The following is a 21,315-nucleotide window of genomic DNA, read 5'->3' on the forward strand; positions in this document are numbered from 1 at the left end:
GTTTATCTATCTCTAAATAAAATTACCTTTTAAACTTATTTACTAGTTTACCTGCATTGGATAGGCTATCTAAAAATGGTAGACTTAACGTTTAACTTCAGTAAATAAATATAAAACGACTTTATTTTCATAAAGCAGATGCACTTGATTGCGGTAATTACGAGTCCGACTATAAATACGCCAGTTTATTATAGGAGATGAATTTAAAGATAATAACTTGGTGTTTTGTAAGAGAATAGTTAATAAAGAGTTTGTTTCATGGATAACTAAGTCATCTAAAGAATCAAATTCTTCTTTTGATTCTGTTTCTAATCTTGTTAAAATTTGAATATGTTTAGAACGATAAAGCGGATCTTTTTTAAAGTGACTTTATCTGTTTCAAAAGAAAATAACACACCACTATCCATAGAAGGTTTGTCCAATGACAAAGAAAGTGGCAGTTCCTGAATAGATGCAGTGTGATTTTTTATAGTTGAATAAATAGGTTCACCTTTTACTAGTTGCAATAAACCCTTCTTCTCACTCATTTTTAATAGATAAGTATCTACTTGAGGATTCTCGCCATACTGAATTAAATCATGGTTTTGCCATTCTGTTTTACTCGTGTAACGCGTACTCAATTGAACTAATCTAGGGTTCAGCTGATGGACTGGTTCATTAAATAAATAATAAGAAGAAACTAAGCATTCAAATAAGCCCTTTTCAGCAGCTGCTAGAGCCATTCTCCCGTTTTTAGAAAGATTGATTTGGTACATTGGAATAGAAGAAAGGTGTTCTTTTTTTGCTTCTTTAGCAATTAATGAATAGCGATAAAACCCAGAAGCATCAGAATAGTACAAGACATGATCAAAAATAGCACTGTCATAGATAGGTTCTGAAAAAAAGATCGATTTTTCTTTAAATGGCTCTAATGCTTCAAGTTTCAATGTTAACTGTTCGGTAGGTTGAGGTTCAAAATAAATGGTTCGATCCACAAAAGCTAGATGTCTCACCCATTTGTTCCAATCATAAATAGCTAATTCATTAGTTGACAGCCACAAATAGAATTTACCGCTATAAAGTTGAAAATCTTGAAAGACACCATTAATGGTAATTTTAGTAGTTAATATGTGTTCAAAATCCATTTTACTACCCCCTTTCAATCCGGCTTTCTCTTTTATCTATTGTATCATTTTTAGATGAAGTTACGGAATGAGAATGAGAAAAAATAATGAAATAGAATAGGATAATTGGTAATTCTAGTAGGAAATGAGACAATACAGTTAAATAAAATCATAAAGGGGCTAATAGATATGATAAAAAAAGGGATTTGGTTAGCTTATGAAACAACGAAAGAACAAATGGATAGAATCAAGCAACTAGCACCTAACTACGAATTAATTAAGGGGTGGGACAAAAAAGAAGAGCTAGACTTTCCATTAGAGAATATTGAAATAATCTATGGGTGGAAAGGCCAGAGAAGTAAAGAATTGTTAGCGAATCAAAAGAACGATTTGAAGTGGATTCAAGGTCAGGCTGCTGGAGTAGATTTTTTAGATTTAGAGGGTTTAAAGAAAAAAAACGTTGTATTAACAAACGGCAGTGGAATCCATAGCATCCCTATTGCAGAATCTGTTTTTGGCATGCTATTAACTTATACCAGGGGAATTCAAGAAGCCATAAGAAATCAACAGAAAAGTACCTGGAATCAAACGGAAAGCTTGATAGAACTTCATGGAAAAACAATTATGATTGTTGGTACAGGAAAAATAGGAAAAGAAATTGGGCGAATGGCAAAAGCCTTTAATATGAAAACAATTGGAATAAACAGTACCGGACATCCAGTCGACTACATGGATGAAATGTATGATCAAAAAGAGTTGATCCGACAAGTATCAAAAGCAGATATAGTTGTGAATATCCTACCGCTAACAAAGAAAACGAGTCGTTTTTTTGACGATGAGCTGTTTGATTCATTTAAATATAAAACACTCTTTTTAAATGTCGGACGTGGACCATCAGTGGATGTTCCAAGTTTAATTAGGGCTTTGAATAATGGAAAAGTAGCCTTTGCAGGTTTAGATGTTTTCGAACAGGAGCCACTAGAAAAGGATAGTCCTTTATGGGTTCGTGATGATGTACTTATTACACCACATATATCCGGTATAGCAGAAGGTTTTAAAAAACGCTTATTTGTTTTATTTGAAGAAAATTTAAAAGCCTATATGCAAAATAAATTATTACCGGTAAATGTTGTGGATTATGAAAAGAAGTATTAACGAATAAAGTGAAAGAAGAGAGGTCTTTAAGTAATAGACTTCTTATTTTAAGCAGAATAACTTTTCTTTAAAAAACAATATTGTTTTTTAAAATGTGCTGAAAAAGCCTGTATAGTTAGTTTTTATAAAGTTCATTTTTAAAAAAGAGCACTTATTCTTGTTTTATTTCTTGTTTCTTTGACTGTCGTACAAAGGGTTGTTAATCTAGCTAAGTAGAAGAATAAAAAGAGAATCATTGAGGAGCGAGATAAAGATGAAAAAGAAACTAATTTTAGGATTAATCGCAGCTGTAAGTTTAACACTAGGGGCTTGTAGCTCGAATGAAAAAAACGACAATCAAAATGAACAAACAGCATGGGAAGGGATACAAGAAAGTGGCATTTTAAAGGTTGCGACATCAGGAACCCTTTATCCTAATTCATTCCATGAAAAAGATACAGATAAATTAACGGGGTATGAAGTCGAGATTATTCGCGAAGTTGCCAATCGATTGGATTTAGAAATAGAATTTACTGAAATGGGAGTAGATGGTATGTTAACTTCTGTTAATAGTGGAGCCATTGATGTGGCAGCGATGGGAATTGATCGTGATGGGGAAGACGCAGACAAATACAACTACACTATTCCTTATAAATACTCTTATGGCGCAATGGTTGTTAGAAAATCAGACGACTCAGGGATTAAAACTTTAGAAGATTTAAAAGGGAAAAAAGCAGCCGGTGCAGCGACAACCTCTTATATGAAAGTTGCTCGTCATTTTGGATCAGAAGAAGTTATTTATGATAATGCAACAAATGACCAGTACCTAAGCGATGTAGCGAATGGACGAACAGATGTTATCTTGAATGATTACTATTCTCAAAAATTAGCAGTGGCAGCATTGCCAGAGATCCAAGTAAAAGTACACGATATTTTTTATAATCCTTCTGAAACAAATTACTCAATGAAAAAAGGCAACGATGAGTTAACAGAAAAGGTAAATGCAATGTTAGAAGAGATGATTTCTGATGGCACATTATCAGAACTGTCTAAAGAATTTTACGCAGGCGAAGATGTGACCAAACAAATAGACTATGATTTTCCTGAAATTGAATTTAAGGAGTAGAAAGACGGTGAGTAAGGATGCTTGATATCCAATGGCAATACATTTTTGATCCTGTTTTGGCTTGGAATAGTTTGCCTTATGTATTAAAAGGGCTAGGATACACTTTAGGGATTTCAGTAACGAGCATGACAATAGGTCTGGCAATCGGATTTCTATTAGCTATTATGCGGATGTCAGAGAGGAAACTAGCCAGTATAATCGCAAGAATTTATATTTCTTTTATGCGAGGTACGCCGTTGCTTGTTTTGTTATTTATCCTTTATTTTGGGTTCCCTTTTATAGGGATTCAATTTTCAGCTGTAAATGCAGCAATTATTGGGTTTAGCCTAAGTTCGAGTGCTTATATTGCTGAAATTTTACGCTCAGCATTGATTTCAGTTGATAAAGGACAATGGGAAGCAGCCTACGCTCTAGGATTAAAATGGCCAGTAGTGATGCGGAAAATTATTATTCCTCAAGCGATGCGAATAGCTGTTCCACCTCTAAGCAATGTTTTATTGGATTTAATTAAAGGAACAGCTTTGGCAGCAATGATCACTGTTCCTGAAATCTTTCAACAAGCTAAGATTGTTGGTGGAAGAGAATTTGACTACATGACGATGTATATTTTAGTAGCTTTAGTTTATTGGGCGATTTGCAGCATCTTCGCTCTCTTTCAAGATGTTCTTGAAAAAAGAATGGCCGTTTATACAAATTGACAGTAAGTTTTGACGAATAAAGATAACCTTAAAAAAGAATTTTTTTTGAGGTTATTTTTATTCCTTTTTTTATTATCAAACAAATAAATGAGTTTTTGACTAATTCTTTCTTGAAGTCGTTGTCAAAAAAGGATATAGTCATAAGTACTAAAAATAGTATCTTAAAGAGGAGTATCATATGATAGAAACAAATGAACAGAAATTAACTTTTTCTTCTTATCTTTATATTGGTTCAATGTTGTTCGGTTTATTTTTTGGTGCAGGTAACTTAATCTTCCCAGTACACATGGGTCAACTTGCAGGTTCGAACGTTAATTGGGCAACACTAGGATTTCTAATTACTGGTATTGGATTGCCTTTTTTAGGAGTCGTTGCAATAGGGGTTTCTAATAGTAGTGGATTGTTTGAGTTATCTAGCCGGATTCATCCTTACTATGGTTATTTCATGACAACAGCCTTGTACTTAACGATTGGACCATTTTTTGCTTTACCAAGAACGGGGACTGTTTCTTATGAAATCGGGCTGGCTCCTTATATTGGAGAACAGTATCAGACTGTAGGATTAGCAGTCTTTACACTAGCCTTTTTTGGATCAGCCTTATTGCTTTCGTTAAAACCTACTAAAATATTGGTTTACGTAGGAAAAGTATTAAATCCTTTATTTTTAGTATTTTTAAGTGTGTTAATGATTACAGCCTTTATTAAGCCTTTAGGCGGCATCTTAAAAGCGCCTATTACTGGAGATTATGGAACAGCTCCATTTTCGAGCGGCTTTACCGAAGGCTATAATACAATGGATGCTTTAGCTTCATTAGCATTTGGTATTATCGTCGTGCAAACGATTAAAGGATTGGGTGTTACGAAACCTGCAGCTATAGCAAGAGATACCATTAAATCTGGTTTAATTAGCATGATTCTAATGGGCCTTATTTACGCAGGATTAGCTTATCTGGGTACAATGAGTGTTGGGCGCTTTCCTGTTTCTGAAAATGGTGGCATTGCTTTGACGCAAATTTCTCATTATTATTTTGGTTCATTAGGTAGTATTTTATTAGCTATTATCGTTACCGTAGCTTGTCTTAAAACAGCTATTGGACTAATTACAGCTTGCTCAGAAACATTCCATGGAATGTTCCCTAATTCATTTAGCTACAAAACTTATGTTTTTATCTTTAGTATCGTAGCTTGTTTAGTAGGGAATGTTGGATTGACAAAAATTATTAGTTATTCTATTCCTGTGTTGATGTTCTTATATCCTTTGGCTATCACGTTAATTTTATTAGCCTTAATCTCGCACTTATTTAAAAATCGTCAAGTAGTTTATGTTACAACAACGATTCTAACGCTTTTTGTTAGTATTGCAGATATGTTAAATGCTTTACCAGATACAATTCGCGATATAGCTATTATTCAAAATATATTAGTATTTTATAAAACATACTTACCATTCTTTGAAAATGGCATGGGATGGTTATTGCCAGCAATGATCGGGTTAATTATTGGGTGGACCGTCAGTTTAGTCACGAAACCGAATCCTAAATAAAAAGTAAAAAACAAAAACGACCTTTTATAAGGAGTTTTTGTTTTTTACTTTGCTTTAAAAAATAAAATAAGCGATATGAAAATGATAAATACTAACGAAATATCGTAACACAATTGTAATTAAAGCTAAATAATGTAAAAAAAAAGTAAAATCGTTTGATAAATAATACAAGAACGTGCTCTTTTACAAATGACTGATGAGTAAAAGGTTCTTATTTAACAATAAGATTTCATTCACTCTAAAAGGTCTTCAGTAGAGTTGACAAGGATATCATTTTTCTTCACGATACCAACTATATAAAGGTTGACGTAAAAAAATGTGATTCCGCAATCGTCTGTAACGCATCAAGTTCTTTTGATTTGTAGCTCCTTGTTGCCCAGAGTCTGTGTACAAACCAATGATAGGTATTCCGGCTTGGTAAGCCACGCCAATCTCTGTTGTAAACCCTATATCAATAAATACACCATCTGAAACAGCATTCATAAAGTGATGGTTATTAGTTGATTTGTATCCATTTTAGCAATCATGAGAGAGTCAGTATAGGCATTTTTATCGTCGATTTTCATTTGTTATTGGGGAACATAAAGTTCTAATTTAGGATGCAACACTCTTGTTTTTTTCACTAGATACTGATCATACATTCATTCTATTCCTGAAAATAATGGACTTGCAAAATAAGCTTTCTTTGTCATTTTTTCAATCCTCCTAATACGATTGTTACAAAAACAGGATAGCTTAAATCCGATTTGTAACAAAAAGTAATTCTCTTGAAACATACTTATGAATTATATCCGTTATACTAATAGAGGTAGAAAAATGAGCGAATATAAAAAAAGTGAGATGAAAGGATTGTAAATCTATGAAATTCAGTAAACTATTCATAAGTTCAATGATGGTATTTTTATTGCTAGGAGCAGTTCCTAATACCGTTTTTGCAGCAACGAAGTTAGAAAAAATAGAGGTACAGTCGTTGTTAGAAAAAGAAAAAATGGTGAAATTAGATGATGAAATTAGTCAAACATTAGTAAAAGTAAACGAAAAAAATACAGAACTTGAAAACTTACAAATCGAAATAGAAAAGAAAAAAGAAACAATTGGACAAACAACAGCAGAAGTTAAAAAGCAAAAAGAAGTGGTTGCTGCTCGTCTAGAACAAGCTCAAAATCGGTTGCAGACAATTCAGACTTCTGAAATGAATCAAAATGTAGTTGTGTCATTATTTGAATCAGAAAGTGTGACAGATTTATTTAATCGTGCTTACGTTTTAGTGACATTGCAATCTGCTGGAAATGATCAAATGAATATCGCAAAAGAAGAGCAAGAAAAGTTAGTTGTTCTTCAAGAAAAATTAAACACAGAAGCATTAGTGTTAGAAGAGCAAACGCAGGATTCGAAAAAGCAAAAAGTTGCATTAGATAACCAAGTTGCTAGTTTACAAAAAACGATGGATACAAATCAAGAAAGCTTAGCTAAATTAGATGCAGAAAAAAGAGCAGAAGAAACAAAATTAGCACAAGAAACAAGATTAGCACAAGAAGCAGCTAAGAAAGCTGAGTCTTCACAAATAGCTGTAAAAGTGAACATAGAAAAAGAGTCAAGTGCTTCAGTGAACACAAACACAGCACAACCAAACACAGCACAACCAAACACAGCACAACCAAACACAGCACAACCAAACACAGCACAACCAAAAACTGAGAACAAGCAAGAAATTTCAACAACATCTTCAGGTAGGACGATGGTTGTATCAGCAACAGGCTACTCTACAGCACAACCGGGATTAAGTACACATACTGCAACCGGAATCAATTTATTGCAAAATCCAATGGTTATTGCAGTAGATCCGCGCGTTATTCCATTAGGAACTATGCTTGAAATACCAGGTTATGGTGTTGCTATTGCAGGAGATACTGGTGGAGCAATAAAAGGAAATAAAATCGATATTCATTTTTCAACAGTAGGACAAGCACTATCATGGGGTAGAAGAACGATTACAATCAGAGTTTTAAATTAAGTATGAAATGAAAGAATGGGTGAATAAGTTGACTGAAGAAGTAGATATTGATTTTTATCAGGATAATGATGAAGCAGCTTTTTTAGAGGCTTGGGAAGAAAAATTCGGTCCGATCACGAATGAGGGTATTGAAGAATTATACCAAAAGATTGCTTTAGATATTCAAGAAAAAGTTCAAACCGAGCAAGTTAAACTAGGGAAAAAATACGTTTATCAAGAAGTTCTAGTTGGTTACTGTGATTATAGTACGGCTAATAATTTGTTTCTTTTTGGACAATCGAAAAAATAGAAGTCAATAAGCAAAACGACAAAATAACTTTTGTCGTTTTTTGTTTTCTTTTGAGATAAAGGTTAGTGTAAAATAATTGTTGGAAACTAAAAAAAAGAAACAACTCCTGTGTTAAACTGTTTTTACCACTAAAAACATAGAACAGGAGTTGTTCCTTAATGGACATTATACAGTATGCAGTTGAAAAAATCAGTGAAACAATGGTAAAAAATTTAGATTTAACACAAAAGAAAGAATTGGCTTTCCATAATCTTATTTCTGACGTCCAAGAATCGATGAATCAAATTGGTATTGCTTTAGTAGAAGACTTCATTGAAAACTTAGATGGTTCTCTAAAACACTATCCAGGAAGAAAAGAAGCCTGGCATGTTCAACGGAAGAATGATGAGAAACGACTTTCTACTACTATGGGAGACGTCGTCCTAAAACGGACGTACTATAAAAATAAACAAAGTGGTCAGTTTACCTATCTAGTAGACGATCATTTAGACTTAGCTCCTCATAGTCGTATGGACTTAGGATTAGAAGCTGAGATTTTAGAAAGAGTGAAAGATTTATCCTACCAAAAAACAATCGATAGTTTTAAGGCTATTTCTATTCGTAGCCGCACATCCGTCATGAACGTCGTTCATAAACATCTATTAGAACCTACTGAGGTCGCTATTCCTTCACAGAAAAAAATAGTGGATGTTTTATATATTGAAGCAGATGAAGACCACGTTGCCTATCAAGATGGTAAAAATCGGTTTATGAAACTTGTGTATGTTTATGAAGGTCGCAAACAAGTGGTTGGTACAGCTAAGCGAATAGAATTGGAAGGGAAACGTTACTTTACTGGGCTTTACCCAAATAATGAAGAATGATGGTTCTCAGTGTTAGACTATCTTGATGAAGCGTATGATTTAGAGAAAGTAAAACACATTTATCTTTCTGGAGATGGCGCTCCCTGTATTAAAGCAGGAGCTAAAATCATTCCAAATAGTACATTTATCCTAGATAGTTTCCATTTAATAAAGTACATTAAAAAAGCCTGCGTGGGTCACCAAGAGTGGTTTTCCATCCTCTACGGATGGATAGTAAAAGGTCAAAAAGATCTCCTTCACTTATTTTATCAAACACGATTAGATGATGAGTTAAACGATTCTGAAAGGATTGCTTTATTAGAGTCTAAAAGGTAGATTTTTAGACACTGGACGGCTATTCAAAATCAAAACAATCCAGATTATTTTGGATGCAGTGCCGAAGGTCACGTGAGCCATGTTCTATCTGCACGATTAAGTTCTAGGCCCTTAGGTTGGAGCCTAACAGGCGCGGAACACATTGCCAAGCTAAGAGCTTATACGCTTAATGGAGGCGATATAAAAGAGGGTCTAGAAAAGGAAAGAAAAGATTATACTCATCGAACAACGATTGAAAAATTAGATAAACGAGTCAATCGAAAATATGAGCAACAATTCCAAAGTGTATCTGGTAATCTTCCTGCATTGACGCAAAGTAAAAAAACATCATTAAGTATTGTATTAAAAAGTTTACGAGGAAAATAAAGGTTTTCAAATGGATCTGATAAATAAGTAAAAGAAATTTTCTTTTACTTATTTATCAGATGAAGCAAACGAAGTGCGGTAGGCATTGCATAAACGGAGTAAAATACTTTAACCAGGTATCATTATTTTTTTCCAACAATAAGTTGACACTATCGAGATAAAGCATAAGTCTTTACAAATAATAAAGAGAGTTGTAAGCTGATAACGTTTAAGTTGTCTAAAAGCAATAGGAGGCATAAAAATGACGAGAGAACACATTAATAATAAGTTGCAATTGCTTCCTGACTTACCTGGATGCTACATTATGAAAAACAGCGACGATGAAATCATTTATATTGGAAAAGCTAAAAATTTGCGAAATCGTGTTCGTTCTTATTTTAAAGGAACCCATGAAGGGAAAACGGAATTACTTGTAAAAGAAATCGTTGACTTTGAAACGATCATTACAGGAACAGATAAAGAATCCTTATTATTAGAAATTACGTTAATAAAAAAACACCAGCCTAAATATAATATAAAATTAAAACAAGGAACAAGCTATCCCTATTTAAAAATTACGAATGAGCGTGATCCTCAATTGATTATTTCTTCTGAAGTAAAAAAAGATGGAGGGATTTACTTTGGGCCGTATCCTAACGTCTATGCAGCAAGTGAAACACAGCACTTTATTCAAAAAATCTATCCGCTAAGACGGTGTAATGGCTCTCAAAAACGAGCTTGCCTCTACTACCATATAGGACAGTGCATGGGGCCTTGTGATCACAAAGTACCGGTTGAAGAATACAAAGCGCAAATAGAAAATATTAAACGATTTTTGAATGGCGAAGTTAAGGCTGTAAAAAAAGAATTGCGGATTAAAATGATTGGAGCAGCTAGCGAACAACAATACGAAAGAGCGGCTGAATACCGAGATCAGATTCAGTATATAGAAACAACTGTCGAAAGGCAGAATATTATTACAAATGACTACACAAATCGAGATGTATTTAGTTTTTATATGAATAAAGGCTGGATTTCTATCCAAGTCTTTTTTATCCGACAAGCAACTTTAATCAAACGAGAAGCAGCTATTTTTCCATGTTACGATACCCCACAAGAAGAGTTATCTTCTTATATCGTCCAATTTTATCAAGAAGAAAATCATATCCTACCCAAGGAAATCTTAGTTCCTGACGAAATGGATACCGCTATTTTAGCAGAAGTTTTGGGAATATCTGTAAGAATCCCTGTTAAGGGACGCAAAAAAGATATGCTAGATCTTGCAACTAAAAATAGTGAGATTACGTTAAATGAAAAGTTTAAATTGATTGAAATGGATGATCGAAAAACAATCGGTGCAATAAAAGAATTATCTGCTGCAATGAACTTGCCTTATATTACACGAATTGAGGCTTTTGATCATTCCAATATCCAAGGAACCAACCCTGTTTCTGCAATGATTTCTTTTGAAGATGGGCAACCAAATAAAAGCAATTACCGTAAATACAAAATTAAAACAGTCCATGGAAGCAATGAATTAGCAACGACTGAAGAAGTGATAAGAAGACGGTATGAGCGTTTGTTAAAAGAGGGTAAACCACTTCCTGATTTGATAATGATGGATGGAGGTAAAATACAAGTAAATGCAGCTATCAATATTTTAGAAAATGAATTAGGATTGACTATACCAGTAGCGGGTATGGTTAAAGACAACAAACACCGTACGTCTTCTTTAATTTATGGAGAAAATCATGAGGAAATTAGTTTAAAACCAACAAGCCAAGCTTTTTATCTAGTTCAACGGATTCAAGATGAAGTTCATCGCTTCGCGATTACGTTTCATCGGCAATTGCGAAACAAAAATAGTCTTTCCTCAAAACTAGATCAAATAGATGGAGTAGGACCTAAAACGAGAACAAAGATTTTAAAACAATTTAAATCTTTAAAAAAAGCTAAAGAAGCAGATATTGAAGAAATTATAGGATTAGGTATTCCAACTAAAGTAGCAGAAAGAATAAAAAATGAATTAGACTAACAAAAAGAAGAAAACCCTATTAATGGTTTTCTTCTTTTTTATACGAATGTAGCGTAAATACAGAGAGACCTGAATCATTAATCAATAGGACGTTCGCATTGATTAAACCGCTCTCGCCTCGTAGGATTAAAGCAGATTTTTTTTGATCAAAATCAAGTTTTAAATCGTTGTCTAAGAAATCTAAACTCCATCCTTGGACAGGCAAATCACCAATCGTTGTGCTAATGAAAGAATCTACTTCAGGATCTTCTTTTTGCGTTATTTTTAAGGTAAATAAGCCGCTATTCCCACAAACACAACCAATGTTAGATTCATAATAGAGAATAAGATTGCCAGTAGCTAACTTTTTCGCTAAAGAAATCCGTTCTTGAGCCGTTTTTGTTAGTGTTAAAAACATTATTTATTCCTCCTTGTGCTTCACTTAATGGTAACGTAAATGTGGATTAAAATCCAATGACAAAACTTAAAGAAATAAAAAACTTTGCCCATTTGAATGGACAAAGTTTTTTCTATACTAAAATTTTATTTAAAAAGTCTTTCGTACGCTCATTCTTAGGAGAATTGAATAACTCTTCAGGAGTCCCTTCTTCAACAATATAACCAGCATCCATGAAGATAACACGGTCAGCTACTTCTTTGGCAAAGCCCATCTCATGAGTAACGACAACCATGGTCATGCCTTGACGAGCGAGGAGTTGCATAACTTCTAATACATCTCCAACCATTTCAGGATCTAACGCACTAGTTGGTTCGTCAAAGAGCATAATATCAGGTTGCATAGCTAATGCTCTAGCAATAGCTACACGTTGTTTTTGACCACCAGATAAGGAATTCGGATAATCGTTAGCTTTTTCAGATAAACCGACTGTTTCTAGCAACTCTAATGCACGTGCTTTAATTTCATCTTCTTTTTGATTTTTTAATTCTTTTGGAGCTAAAGTAATATTTTCCAATACGGTTAAGTGAGGGAACAGATTAAAATGTTGAAAAACCATTCCGATGTTTTCTCTAATTTTATTAATATTTTTTGAATGATCACTTAAATTATTATTATCTATAGTAACTTTTCCACCAGAAATATCTTCTAGTTGGTTAAGGCAACGTAAAAATGTACTTTTACCCGACCCAGAAGGTCCAATGATGCAGACAACTTCGCCTTCTTGTATCTCTACGTTCAAATCTTTTAAGACCTCTAATGAGCCAAAGCTTTTTTTAAGGTTTTCTACTTTTATTTTAGTCATTGTTTAGTCTCCGTTCCAAATAATTTGAAATTTTAGTGAGGATAGTAATAACAATAAGATACATTAAAGCAATAACTAACCACATGTTTCCTGATGAGAATGTACGAGAAATAATAATTTTTCCTGTTTGAGTTAATTCTACTATTCCGATAACAGATAAGATAGACGTATCTTTTAAAGTGATAACGAATTGGTTAATAAAAGAAGGAATCATAATCTTAATTGCCTGTGGGAGAACAATCTTACGCATGGCAGTATTGTAAGGAAGTCCTAAACTTCTTGCTGCTTCTAATTGTCCATTATCGACAGCTTGAATCCCTCCACGAACAAGTTCGGCAATATAAGCAGCGGTATTCAAGCTTAATGTAATAATACCAGCTACCGTTGCAGAAAGACGCAAGTCAAGCAATTGTGGAATTGAGAAGTAAACGAAAAAGGCTAAGACAATTAAAGGAATACCACGAAATAAATCTACATAAAGAGAAGCGATAATATTTAGTGCTTTGTTAGGTGAAGCACTAAATAGTCCTAGGATAACTCCGACAATTGTAGCAATAACGAATGCGACAAAAGTTAAAATCAAGGTACGTCCTAGTCCTTTTAATAGTTCACCACTATTTTCTGTGATTAAACCAAAGAAACCAATATCTGATGCTGCAGATACAGCATCTTCACCAATATACGTATCTAAAATTTCTTGATATTTTCCATTTGCTCTAATATTAATTAGTCCTGCATCAAACATTTCAAGTAATTCAGGATTTGTATCTTTATTTACAGCAAATCCATATTTATCACCCGGTTCAGGATCTAAAGGCGTTTTTAATTTTAAACGATCATTTTTTAATGCATATGCCATAACTGGATAATCTTCAAAAGCAGCGTCTGAGTTACCAGCTTGAACATCTTCGTACATATTTGCTGAATCTTCGAAAGTATTTATCTTGAAATCAATATCTTTTTGAAGCGTTTCAGCAAAGGCAGAACCAGTTGTTCCTGTTTTAACAGCAACAGTCTTACCTGCTAAGTCTTCATAACTTTTAATTGATTCATCAGATTCAGCGATAGCCATAACGACACCACTTTCAAAATAGGGCTCTGAAAAGTCAAAAGTTGCTTTACGCTCATCTGTGATACTCATTCCGGCAATCATTCCATCGACTTGATTGGTTTCTAGAGCTTGTAAAGAGGCGCTAAAACCAAGTGGTTTTACTTCGTATTCAAAACCTTGATCTTGGGCGATAGCTTTTAGAAGATCCATATCGATTCCAACGTAGTTTCCGTCAGTATCTTGGTATTCGAAGGGAGCAAAAGTCACGTCCGTTCCGATAATATATTTACCATCTTTTGCTTGTGCAGAGATTTCTTGCGGGTTAAGAGCTGCAGAAAAAAGCCCTAGTAATAGTATTATTGCTGTTAAAAATAACGAGCGCTTGTGAATAGTCATAAGTTTCCTCCTTTATCATATTTTTATAGTCTAATTTAAATTTAAGCAGATTGCAACCACTATATCATCTGGCGGTGTAAGAACTTCTAACATGTTTTTTCATCAATAATGATTCAGTTGAAATTTATCTTACTCTTAGCTATAGTTGTAAATGAAAGTAAGGAGTGAAATAAAAGGTGATAAGAATGGCTGAAAAAAAAGATATAAAAGAATTATGTGACTTAATTTGGATCGTGTTAAAAGATATGGAATTACCTATATTAAATGAATTGCCTGAAGAATCATTAAAAAAATTGATGCAAGAAGCGATGTTGAATGAGCATTATCGCTATGGCTATCGCAATGGTATAGTTTGTGTTCGCGACAATCAATTAGCAGGAGTTTGTTTTGGATATAAAGGGGAGTTAGAACCTATTATTGATCAACCTTTGATCAAAATCATGGAAGAATTGAATTTTAAAACCCGATTATTATTTACTGATGAAGAAACTCAATCAGGGGAGTGGTATTTAGACACTCTTGTAACCGCACCAAACTTTCGCAGACAAGGCGTTGCGTTAGAACTTCTGTCAGCTCTTCCTGATTTTGTTAAAAAGCAAGGAGAGACCATCATTAGCTTAAATTGTGATCAAGATAACGAATCTGCTAAACAGTTATATGAAAAGATGGGTTACAGAAAAGTTGGAGAGCGTACGATTATCGAGCATCGCTACAGTCACATGCAGTATACAATAAAATAAGGATAGCAAAAACTGAATTCACTTTAGTATAGGAGTAAAAAATAGGAATGAGGAGTCAATAATCTCACTCCTCATTCCTATTTTTTAGAGGATTAAATGAATTGAATAGCTTGTTTTTTTAGTCGCTTTACTTTAGCAGGTTCTCGTGTCACCGATAGGTGATCAACGATAACAGCTAGGCACAAACAAATAGGTACATTTTTTTGTTGTTCAATGGATAGAGTATAGGAATCGCCAAAAGATAAATAGGTTTTTTCCATTTCCATAATCGTTTTTTTACCCTTTTTAACCCTATAATGGTTAGTATTAAAATCACCTTTTACACTCCAAGCTAGCGGACTAACTTTGAAATAAGGTCCTTTTAGACCACGATATTTTTTTATCGTCGCTATTTTTTTACCAGCAATAATCAAATTAAATTTAGGAAATAGAGAGAGGGTAGTTTGTTTTACTTCAATAATTAAATCGCCGTCAATTCCAAAAAGAGAAAATCCATCGCCAACTCGACCCCATTTACCAACAATGAGATAACACTCTTTGCCCTTTTCATCTGAAACAATTAGGCTATTTTTTGTAGACACATAGTCTTGTTTTATATGAAGATGAATCATTTTACTCACCTCAATTTAGTTTTTAACTCTTTTTTCTTCTTAATTATAACAAAAAAATAGGAGAAAACGAAGAGTTCAACGAATGAGAATACAGTTAAAAATAAAAAAAGAGTTGAATTAATGAAATCTCTGCTAAAAAAGCGAAGAGCATTGATTCAACTCTTTAACAATTACCTATTTGTATTGTTAAAGACATGGTTTAAATCTTGGATAGCTTTAACTAATTCGTCTAACTTATTTTCCATTCGTTGTAAAAGAAACCAAGCGACAAAAATAGGAAATCCAAGATTACCAATGACTTCTACAATAACAGATAGCCATTCTGGATTTGTTTCCAAATAAATGCTCCTTTCTTAAATTAGTCGTTCTAAAAGATAACGAAAGATGAAAAAAAGGTGTAACCATTTAGTTAAATACTGTAAGAGAAAACAAGAAGAAATAAAGCAAAGAACCCACTCTAATAGAGAAATAACTAGGGTAGGTTCTGCTATAATCGTTAAAAGTAGTTATCAGGTTTTAGAGCAATAAACGAGTTAGTTAATTAAATCGTCTCTTGTTTAGACAAGCGGTAACCACTGTGGTAAACAGAACCAACGTATTGGTTGTATTTAAATCCGCTACGAATAGCTTCTGTTACAAAATCTTTTGCTTTTATAATCGATTCTTCAACGCTTAATCCTTGAGCCAACCCAGCTGTAATGGCTGCGGCAAACGTACAGCCAGCTCCATGATTATAGGCAGGAGCAATCTTTTCACTCTTTAAGACGTTGAAAGTTGACCCATCATAGAATAAATCAATAGCTTTATCGCCTGCCAGAGCTTTTCCACCTTTGATTACGATATTTTTTGCTCCAAGTTCGTGTATTTTTATAGCAGCTTTTTTCATGTCTTCTAGTGTAGTTAATTTTCCGAGACCAGAAAGGACACCTGCTTCAAACAAATTAGGTGTCACAACAGTTGCTAAAGGTGTTAAAATATCGCGTAATGCATTAGCATTTTCTGGATTTAACACTTCGTCTTCGCCTTTGCAAACCATTACTGGATCAATAACGATATTTTCTAACTGGTTGTCTTTGATCGCTTTGGCAACAACAGTGATAATCTCTACATTTGGTAACATACCTGTTTTCACAGCTGCAATTTTCTCATCGCTTGCGAAAATTGTTTTTAATTGAGCTTCTATGACGGGAATGTCAATCGTTGTTACACCATGGCTCCAGTTGTTATCAGGATCCATTGTAGCAATTGCGGTTAGGGCAGATAGGCCATAAGTACCATATTCAGCAAATGTTTTAAGGTCTGCTTGTATTCCAGCACCGCCACTTGAGTCGCTTCCTGCAATTGTTAGTGTTCTTTTAATATCTGCCATTCTTATTCCTCCTAAAATTTAATCACTCTCTCGTAAAAAATCACGATAAGTAATCCTATTATACTGTTTTTTGTTCGTAATTCAACTACCTATCTATTTATTGAGCGAGTTGTTTGGCCATCTCATCATTTAATGCTAGTAAAATAGACTCAGCTACACCATTTTCACTATTTGTAGAAGTAAGGTATTTGGCATGTGCTTTTACACCTTCTTCAGCATTTTCAACAGCTACGCTATAACCGGCAACCTTTAGCATGGATACATCGTTGTAGTTATCTCCAAGAGCCATGATATCATCTGTATGAATGTCTAACGCTTGGGCCGCTCGAACTAAAGCTAAACCTTTTTGCGCTTTAACATGATTAATTTCAATATTATTAACAAAAGAAGCGGTTATGGCTAAGTCACCAGTTTCCTTCAAATCTTCAGCAAGTGGTTGAAGAACTTTTGGTCCAGCTCCACTAAACACAATAATTTTTAAAATCTCAATAGAATCGTCATCTATTAGTTCCTTGTAGTCTGTAACATAATTAATATTCATAATTTCTAAACGTGCTGCGGCTAAAACAACAGCCATTTTGAAAGAGGTGTCTGGATTCGTTCGATAAATTAATGAAGCAACAGCTTCAATACGTTTTGCCTTATTATCTGAATAAACTCCCAGAGAAGTTGTCATCTCACAGTACAAACCTAGTGCTTTAGTTTTTTCTAAAATAGCTTTAACTGTTTCTTTACTCAAGCCAATATTTTCGATAATCTCGCCTTTTTCATTGTATACTTGTGCACCATTAAGCGTGATTAAGGGGCAAGAGATACCAACTTCTTCAATCAAAGGTTTAGCTTCTGAGTATCCTCGACCTGTAGCGATCATAAAATGAATCCCTTTTTTTTGAGCAGCTAAAATTGCTTTAGCATTTATATCTGAGATGACCATCTTTTCGTTAAGTAAGGTCCCGTCCATATCCGACGCAATTAGTTTAATCATGAATGTATTTCCTCCTAAGTGCCTTTTTATCCTTATTCAGTCTACCATTTTTTTAATCAAAAAAGTATCTATACCTTCTATTTTTAAGCAAAGAAGGTACAAATAAGGTAGCTGAAATACTTGTGTAGAAAGATAAACTTTAGTACGATACAGATGGAATCAAAAAGAGAGAGAGAGAAGGCTAAAGATGAAGATACCCATTGAAAATGATTGGCTTCCAATTTTAAATCAGCCTAATTTAGATGCAACTTATCAAAAACTAACCTTATTTTTGACAAACGAATACCAAAATAAAACGATTTACCCAGAAAAAGAGCAAATCTGGCAAGCTTTTGAATGGACACCCTATCGAGATGTTCGAGTCGTTATATTAGGACAAGATCCTTATCATGGCCCTAACCAAGCTCATGGATTAAGTTTTTCTGTTAAACCAGGTATAAAAACACCTCCTTCTTTAGTAAATATTTATAAAGAACTTGAGACAGATCTAGGATGTGATCGAGTTAACCATGGATATTTAAAGTCTTGGGCCGAGCAAGGTGTGTTATTATTAAACACTGTATTGACGGTACGAAAAGGTGAAGCTCATTCACACCGTAAAAAAGGATGGGAGGAGGTTACGGATCACGTTATTAAAGAATTGAGCAACCGAGAAGAGCCGATAGTTTTTATTTTGTGGGGGAATCCTTCTATCGATAAAAGAAACTTAATTAATGAGGAAAAGCACGTTGTCTTAACTTCCTCGCATCCAAGTCCGCTTTCAGCGTACCGTGGTTTTTTTGGTTCAAAGCCTTTTTCAAGTACAAATGTAGCATTAGAAAAATTGAATCAAGCTCCGATTAATTGGCAACTCCCTGAAAAAGTCTAGTTTTTAGTACAGACGTAGGATATAGGGTGGAACTGTACTAGTTTAGATAGACGAATTGTAAGGAAATCAATTAAACAAAGTGTATTCTGGGGAAACAGAAAGAAATAACTGTTATTTCTTGTTGAGAACGAGTATGATAGAGAAGAAGTGAAAAAACACACAATGTGGAGGGAATTAACGTGGAATTATTTGACGGTTTGAAATTTAATATTGTAAGGAAAAATATTCGTATTGTTTTTCCAGAAGGAACAGAACCCCGTATTATTGGAGCTGTTGTCCGTTTACAAGCAGAAGAACTGATCCAACCAGTTTTACTTGGTAATCCAGAAGAAATTAAAGAGGTTGCTAAAAAACGTGGATTTAATGTAGATAATATTGAAATTATTGATCCAAATAATTATGAAGCTGCTCAAGAAATGATTCAATCTCTTGTAGATCGTCGTAAAGGAAAAGTAACGATTGAGCAGGCAACAGAAATGATTAAAGATGAGAATTATTTTGGCACGATGCTAACATATATGGGTAAAGTTGATGGACTAGTTAGTGGAGCTATTCATTCTACCAGTGATACAGTACGCCCAGCACTGCAAATCATTAAAACAAAACCTGGTGTGAGTCGCACAAGTGGTGCATTTATTATGCTACGCGGCCGTGACAATGAAAAATACTTGTTTTCAGATTGCGCAATCAATGTTAATCCAAATGCTCAAGAATTAGCAGAAATTGCTGTTGAAAGTGCAAAAACAGCTGAACTATTTGGTATAGAGCCTAAAGTTGCTATGCTAAGTTTTTCAACTAAAGGATCAGCTAGAGCAGAAGAAGCAACTAAAGTAGCGGAAGCAACAAAAATTGCTCAAGAATTAGCTCCTCATTACGAAATTGATGGCGAGTTACAATTTGATGCAGCATACGTTGCATCCGTTGGACAACAAAAAGCACCAAATTCTAATGTTGCTGGTCAAGCAACTGTCTTTGTTTTCCCGGAATTGCAATCAGGAAATATTGGTTATAAAATCGCGCAACGTTTTGGTAACTTTGAAGCGATTGGACCCATTTTACAAGGCTTAAACAAACCGATTTCTGACCTTTCACGTGGATGTAATGAAGAAGATGTTTATAAATTAGCTATTATCACAGCTACCCAAAGTTTAATGAACGAATAAGGTTGGTTTAAAAAGTAAAGCCTCTCCAGGGCTTTGCTTTTTTATTTTAACTATTTTGAATTCCTCTTATATTAGTACATGCTCAAGGGGGAATGTTTGCGCTTACGAATAGAAACTCACTATAATAGAAGAAGAGAAGAAATGAAGGAGGAAAAACCATGAGAATAGGAATTATAGGAGCTACGGGGAGAGCCGGTTCTCGTATTGTTGCGGAAGCTCTTGTTAGAGGATATTTAGTTGTTCCGTTAGTCCGAAATGCTCATAAATTAAAAGAACAAAACTGGGAAGTTGTAGAAAAAGACTTATTTGACTTATCTTATACGGATCTTGCAGGACTGGATGTGGTAGTAGATGCCTTTAAGCCGTCCCAAGGACGAGAAGAACTGCATCAAAAGAGTATCGAACACTTGATTACTCTATTAGAAGGCCACAATAAGCCGAGATTAATTATAGTAGGTGGATCAGGTAGTTTAATTGTAGATAGACAAACGGGTATACGCCTATCTGAGACGGAAGATTTCCCCCATAGCTCAAAACCTACTGCTTATCATATGGGAAAATCATTAGAGCTATTGTTAGCTGCTAAAGAACTGAATTGGATCTATATTAGCCCTTCAAAACATTTTATACCAGATGGGATTCGAATTGGTAGCTACCAATTGGGTACTGATTTTCTTTTAACCAATCATTTAGGACAAAGTGAGATTAGTTACGCTGATTATGCTATTGCATTAGTAGATGAAATTGAAAATAGGGCTTTTGAAAATAGAAGAATAAATTGTTGTAGTAAATAGTAAGAAATCAAACGGACTATTTCATTAGTGGCTAAAGAATATTAGCCCGTTAATTGAATAGTTTGGCTTTTTTAGAATTCATCTATTATAATCATAAAAGGAACCTACAAAGCAGAAAAGTAAGAAAGATAAGAGGGATTAAATTGAATCAACTTTATGCAAATAATGAATCAGAAACAAAGCAAGTTGCACAAGAATTAGCAAAGTTTTTAGAGCCTGGGGATTTAATTTTGTTAGAAGGAGGTTTAGGTGCGGGAAAAACAACTTTTACTAAAGGATTAGCAATTGGGCTAGGGATTAAGAAAGTCATCAAAAGTCCAACCTATACGATCATTCGCGAATACTTAGATGGTAGATTGCCGCTCTATCATATGGATGTCTATCGCTTAGAAGAAACAGGTGGAAGGGATTTAGGACTAGAAGAGTACTTTGAAGGAGAAGGCGTTTCAATCGTTGAATGGGCTAAATTTATTCCAGAAGACTTGCCAACAGACTATTTACAAATTAAACTTCAGCCAGCTGGACAAGACTTAATGGAAAGAGAAATTTTATTCCACGCTGTTGGAGAACATTACAATCAATTACTGAATCTTTTTTTAGAAGAGAGATAAAAAAACCAACACTAAAAAAAG

The 21,315-nt window shown here is 34.2% G+C and carries 20 protein-coding genes and 2 pseudogenes; 13 read left to right on the plus strand and 9 right to left on the minus strand.

Features of this window, described 5'->3' with window-relative positions; genetic code table 11:
• Positions 1-317: 317 nt before the first annotated feature.
• Positions 318-1,124, minus strand: a complete 807-nt coding sequence (locus tag B9Y54_RS06035; RefSeq protein ID WP_085559429.1) for a hypothetical protein — start codon at positions 1,122-1,124, stop codon at positions 318-320.
• 168 nt (positions 1,125-1,292) lie between these two features.
• Here B9Y54_RS06035 and B9Y54_RS06040 point away from each other — a divergent pair, with 168 nt between their 5' ends.
• The 4 genes from B9Y54_RS06040 to brnQ all read left to right on the plus strand — a co-directional run bounded on the left by B9Y54_RS06040 (position 1,293) and on the right by brnQ (position 5,604).
• Complete coding sequence (locus tag B9Y54_RS06040) at positions 1,293-2,258, plus strand: phosphoglycerate dehydrogenase (protein ID WP_085559430.1); 966 nt, start codon at positions 1,293-1,295, stop codon at positions 2,256-2,258.
• Between the two features lie 253 nt (positions 2,259-2,511).
• Positions 2,512-3,363: a transporter substrate-binding domain-containing protein gene (locus tag B9Y54_RS06045; protein WP_085559431.1), complete on the plus strand. Its 852-nt coding sequence runs from the start codon at positions 2,512-2,514 to the stop codon at positions 3,361-3,363.
• A gap of 17 nt (positions 3,364-3,380) precedes the next feature.
• Positions 3,381-4,061: an amino acid ABC transporter permease gene (locus tag B9Y54_RS06050; protein ID WP_085559432.1), complete on the plus strand. Its 681-nt coding sequence runs from the start codon at positions 3,381-3,383 to the stop codon at positions 4,059-4,061.
• 178 nt (positions 4,062-4,239) lie between these two features.
• Entirely contained in the window at positions 4,240-5,604 is a 1,365-nt protein-coding gene (gene brnQ, locus B9Y54_RS06055) for a branched-chain amino acid transport system II carrier protein (RefSeq protein ID WP_085559433.1), read from the plus strand.
• A gap of 233 nt (positions 5,605-5,837) precedes the next feature.
• Here brnQ and B9Y54_RS06060 read toward each other — a convergent pair.
• A pseudogene (locus tag B9Y54_RS06060) lies at positions 5,838-6,245 on the minus strand (nucleoside 2-deoxyribosyltransferase).
• A gap of 218 nt (positions 6,246-6,463) precedes the next feature.
• Here B9Y54_RS06060 and B9Y54_RS06065 point away from each other — a divergent pair.
• The 4 genes and pseudogenes from B9Y54_RS06065 to uvrC all read left to right on the plus strand — a co-directional run bounded on the left by B9Y54_RS06065 (position 6,464) and on the right by uvrC (position 11,465).
• Positions 6,464-7,618 carry a 3D domain-containing protein gene (locus B9Y54_RS06065; protein WP_085559434.1) on the plus strand — a complete coding sequence of 385 codons (1,155 nt, stop codon included), beginning with the start codon at positions 6,464-6,466 and terminating at the stop codon, positions 7,616-7,618.
• 19 nt (positions 7,619-7,637) lie between these two features.
• Complete coding sequence (locus tag B9Y54_RS06070) at positions 7,638-7,907, plus strand: hypothetical protein (RefSeq protein ID WP_234987939.1); 270 nt, start codon at positions 7,638-7,640, stop codon at positions 7,905-7,907.
• Positions 7,908-8,107: 200 nt separating this feature from the next.
• A pseudogene (locus B9Y54_RS12760) lies at positions 8,108-9,451 on the plus strand (ISLre2 family transposase).
• A 241-nt stretch (positions 9,452-9,692) separates the two neighbouring features.
• Positions 9,693-11,465, plus strand: a complete 1,773-nt coding sequence (uvrC, locus tag B9Y54_RS06090; RefSeq protein ID WP_085559439.1) for an excinuclease ABC subunit UvrC — start codon at positions 9,693-9,695, stop codon at positions 11,463-11,465.
• 19 nt (positions 11,466-11,484) lie between these two features.
• Here the strand turns inward: uvrC and B9Y54_RS06095 are convergent, their stop codons facing one another.
• From B9Y54_RS06095 to B9Y54_RS06105, 3 genes are all read right to left on the minus strand, one after another.
• The gene (locus B9Y54_RS06095; RefSeq protein ID WP_085559440.1) at positions 11,485-11,862 is read right to left on the minus strand and encodes an iron-sulfur cluster biosynthesis family protein; all 378 of its coding nucleotides are present in this window, start codon (positions 11,860-11,862) and stop codon (positions 11,485-11,487) included.
• A 112-nt stretch (positions 11,863-11,974) separates the two neighbouring features.
• Positions 11,975-12,706: an amino acid ABC transporter ATP-binding protein gene (locus tag B9Y54_RS06100; protein ID WP_085559441.1), complete on the minus strand. Its 732-nt coding sequence runs from the start codon at positions 12,704-12,706 to the stop codon at positions 11,975-11,977.
• Entirely contained in the window at positions 12,699-14,153 is a 1,455-nt protein-coding gene (locus B9Y54_RS06105; RefSeq protein ID WP_085559442.1) for an amino acid ABC transporter substrate-binding protein/permease, read from the minus strand. The genes B9Y54_RS06100 and B9Y54_RS06105 overlap by 8 nt, the downstream gene beginning before the upstream one ends.
• A gap of 185 nt (positions 14,154-14,338) precedes the next feature.
• On the opposite strand from B9Y54_RS06105, the gene B9Y54_RS06110 reads away from it, so the two are divergent.
• Positions 14,339-14,893: a GNAT family N-acetyltransferase gene (locus B9Y54_RS06110; RefSeq protein WP_234987940.1), complete on the plus strand. Its 555-nt coding sequence runs from the start codon at positions 14,339-14,341 to the stop codon at positions 14,891-14,893.
• A 92-nt stretch (positions 14,894-14,985) separates the two neighbouring features.
• Here the strand turns inward: B9Y54_RS06110 and B9Y54_RS06115 are convergent, their stop codons facing one another.
• The 4 genes from B9Y54_RS06115 to B9Y54_RS06130 all read right to left on the minus strand — a co-directional run bounded on the left by B9Y54_RS06115 (position 14,986) and on the right by B9Y54_RS06130 (position 17,858).
• Complete coding sequence (locus tag B9Y54_RS06115) at positions 14,986-15,504, minus strand: LURP-one-related/scramblase family protein (protein WP_085559444.1); 519 nt, start codon at positions 15,502-15,504, stop codon at positions 14,986-14,988.
• 170 nt (positions 15,505-15,674) lie between these two features.
• The gene (locus B9Y54_RS06120) at positions 15,675-15,842 is read right to left on the minus strand and encodes a YvrJ family protein (RefSeq protein ID WP_090005166.1); all 168 of its coding nucleotides are present in this window, start codon (positions 15,840-15,842) and stop codon (positions 15,675-15,677) included.
• A gap of 203 nt (positions 15,843-16,045) precedes the next feature.
• Positions 16,046-16,873, minus strand: a complete 828-nt coding sequence (thiD, locus tag B9Y54_RS06125; RefSeq protein ID WP_085559446.1) for a bifunctional hydroxymethylpyrimidine kinase/phosphomethylpyrimidine kinase — start codon at positions 16,871-16,873, stop codon at positions 16,046-16,048.
• Positions 16,874-16,970: 97 nt separating this feature from the next.
• A complete protein-coding gene (locus B9Y54_RS06130) occupies positions 16,971-17,858 on the minus strand; it encodes a Cof-type HAD-IIB family hydrolase (protein WP_085559447.1) in 888 nt (295 codons plus the stop codon).
• 187 nt (positions 17,859-18,045) lie between these two features.
• Here B9Y54_RS06130 and B9Y54_RS06135 point away from each other — a divergent pair, with 187 nt between their 5' ends.
• The 4 genes from B9Y54_RS06135 to tsaE all read left to right on the plus strand — a co-directional run bounded on the left by B9Y54_RS06135 (position 18,046) and on the right by tsaE (position 21,294).
• Positions 18,046-18,726 (plus strand): uracil-DNA glycosylase, encoded by a 681-nt coding sequence (locus tag B9Y54_RS06135; protein WP_085559448.1) that lies wholly within the window; start codon positions 18,046-18,048, stop codon positions 18,724-18,726.
• Positions 18,727-18,905: 179 nt separating this feature from the next.
• Positions 18,906-19,889 carry a phosphate acetyltransferase gene (gene pta / locus B9Y54_RS06140; RefSeq protein WP_085559449.1) on the plus strand — a complete coding sequence of 328 codons (984 nt, stop codon included), beginning with the start codon at positions 18,906-18,908 and terminating at the stop codon, positions 19,887-19,889.
• Positions 19,890-20,047: 158 nt separating this feature from the next.
• Positions 20,048-20,683 carry an NAD(P)-dependent oxidoreductase gene (locus B9Y54_RS06145; RefSeq protein ID WP_085559450.1) on the plus strand — a complete coding sequence of 212 codons (636 nt, stop codon included), beginning with the start codon at positions 20,048-20,050 and terminating at the stop codon, positions 20,681-20,683.
• A gap of 143 nt (positions 20,684-20,826) precedes the next feature.
• Positions 20,827-21,294 (plus strand): tRNA (adenosine(37)-N6)-threonylcarbamoyltransferase complex ATPase subunit type 1 TsaE, encoded by a 468-nt coding sequence (gene tsaE / locus B9Y54_RS06150; RefSeq protein ID WP_090005164.1) that lies wholly within the window; start codon positions 20,827-20,829, stop codon positions 21,292-21,294.
• Positions 21,295-21,315: the final 21 nt, after the last annotated feature.

The sequence above is a fragment of the Carnobacterium iners genome (assembly GCF_900177385.1).
Taxonomy (GTDB): domain Bacteria; phylum Bacillota; class Bacilli; order Lactobacillales; family Carnobacteriaceae; genus Carnobacterium_A; species Carnobacterium_A iners.

Bases quoted from the DNA above. Each gene is read 5' to 3' on its own strand.
- B9Y54_RS06095 (WP_085559440.1), bottom strand. From the start codon at position 11,862: ATGTTTTTAACACTAACAAAAACGGCTCAAGAACGGATTTCTTTAGCG.
- B9Y54_RS06035 (WP_085559429.1), bottom strand. From the start codon at position 1,124: ATGGATTTTGAACACATATTAACTACTAAAATTACCATTAATGGTGTC.
- B9Y54_RS06045 (WP_085559431.1), top strand. From the start codon at position 2,512: ATGAAAAAGAAACTAATTTTAGGATTAATCGCAGCTGTAAGTTTAACA.
- B9Y54_RS06040 (WP_085559430.1), top strand. From the start codon at position 1,293: ATGATAAAAAAAGGGATTTGGTTAGCTTATGAAACAACGAAAGAACAA.
- B9Y54_RS06115 (WP_085559444.1), bottom strand. From the start codon at position 15,504: ATGATTCATCTTCATATAAAACAAGACTATGTGTCTACAAAAAATAGC.
- B9Y54_RS06145 (WP_085559450.1), top strand. From the start codon at position 20,048: ATGAGAATAGGAATTATAGGAGCTACGGGGAGAGCCGGTTCTCGTATT.
- B9Y54_RS06105 (WP_085559442.1), bottom strand. From the start codon at position 14,153: ATGACTATTCACAAGCGCTCGTTATTTTTAACAGCAATAATACTATTA.
- B9Y54_RS06135 (WP_085559448.1), top strand. From the start codon at position 18,046: ATGAAGATACCCATTGAAAATGATTGGCTTCCAATTTTAAATCAGCCT.
- B9Y54_RS06110 (WP_234987940.1), top strand. From the start codon at position 14,339: ATGGCTGAAAAAAAAGATATAAAAGAATTATGTGACTTAATTTGGATC.
- B9Y54_RS06100 (WP_085559441.1), bottom strand. From the start codon at position 12,706: ATGACTAAAATAAAAGTAGAAAACCTTAAAAAAAGCTTTGGCTCATTA.
- B9Y54_RS06065 (WP_085559434.1), top strand. From the start codon at position 6,464: ATGAAATTCAGTAAACTATTCATAAGTTCAATGATGGTATTTTTATTG.
- uvrC (WP_085559439.1), top strand. From the start codon at position 9,693: ATGACGAGAGAACACATTAATAATAAGTTGCAATTGCTTCCTGACTTA.
- thiD (WP_085559446.1), bottom strand. From the start codon at position 16,873: ATGGCAGATATTAAAAGAACACTAACAATTGCAGGAAGCGACTCAAGT.
- brnQ (WP_085559433.1), top strand. From the start codon at position 4,240: ATGATAGAAACAAATGAACAGAAATTAACTTTTTCTTCTTATCTTTAT.
- B9Y54_RS06050 (WP_085559432.1), top strand. From the start codon at position 3,381: ATGCTTGATATCCAATGGCAATACATTTTTGATCCTGTTTTGGCTTGG.
- B9Y54_RS06130 (WP_085559447.1), bottom strand. From the start codon at position 17,858: ATGATTAAACTAATTGCGTCGGATATGGACGGGACCTTACTTAACGAA.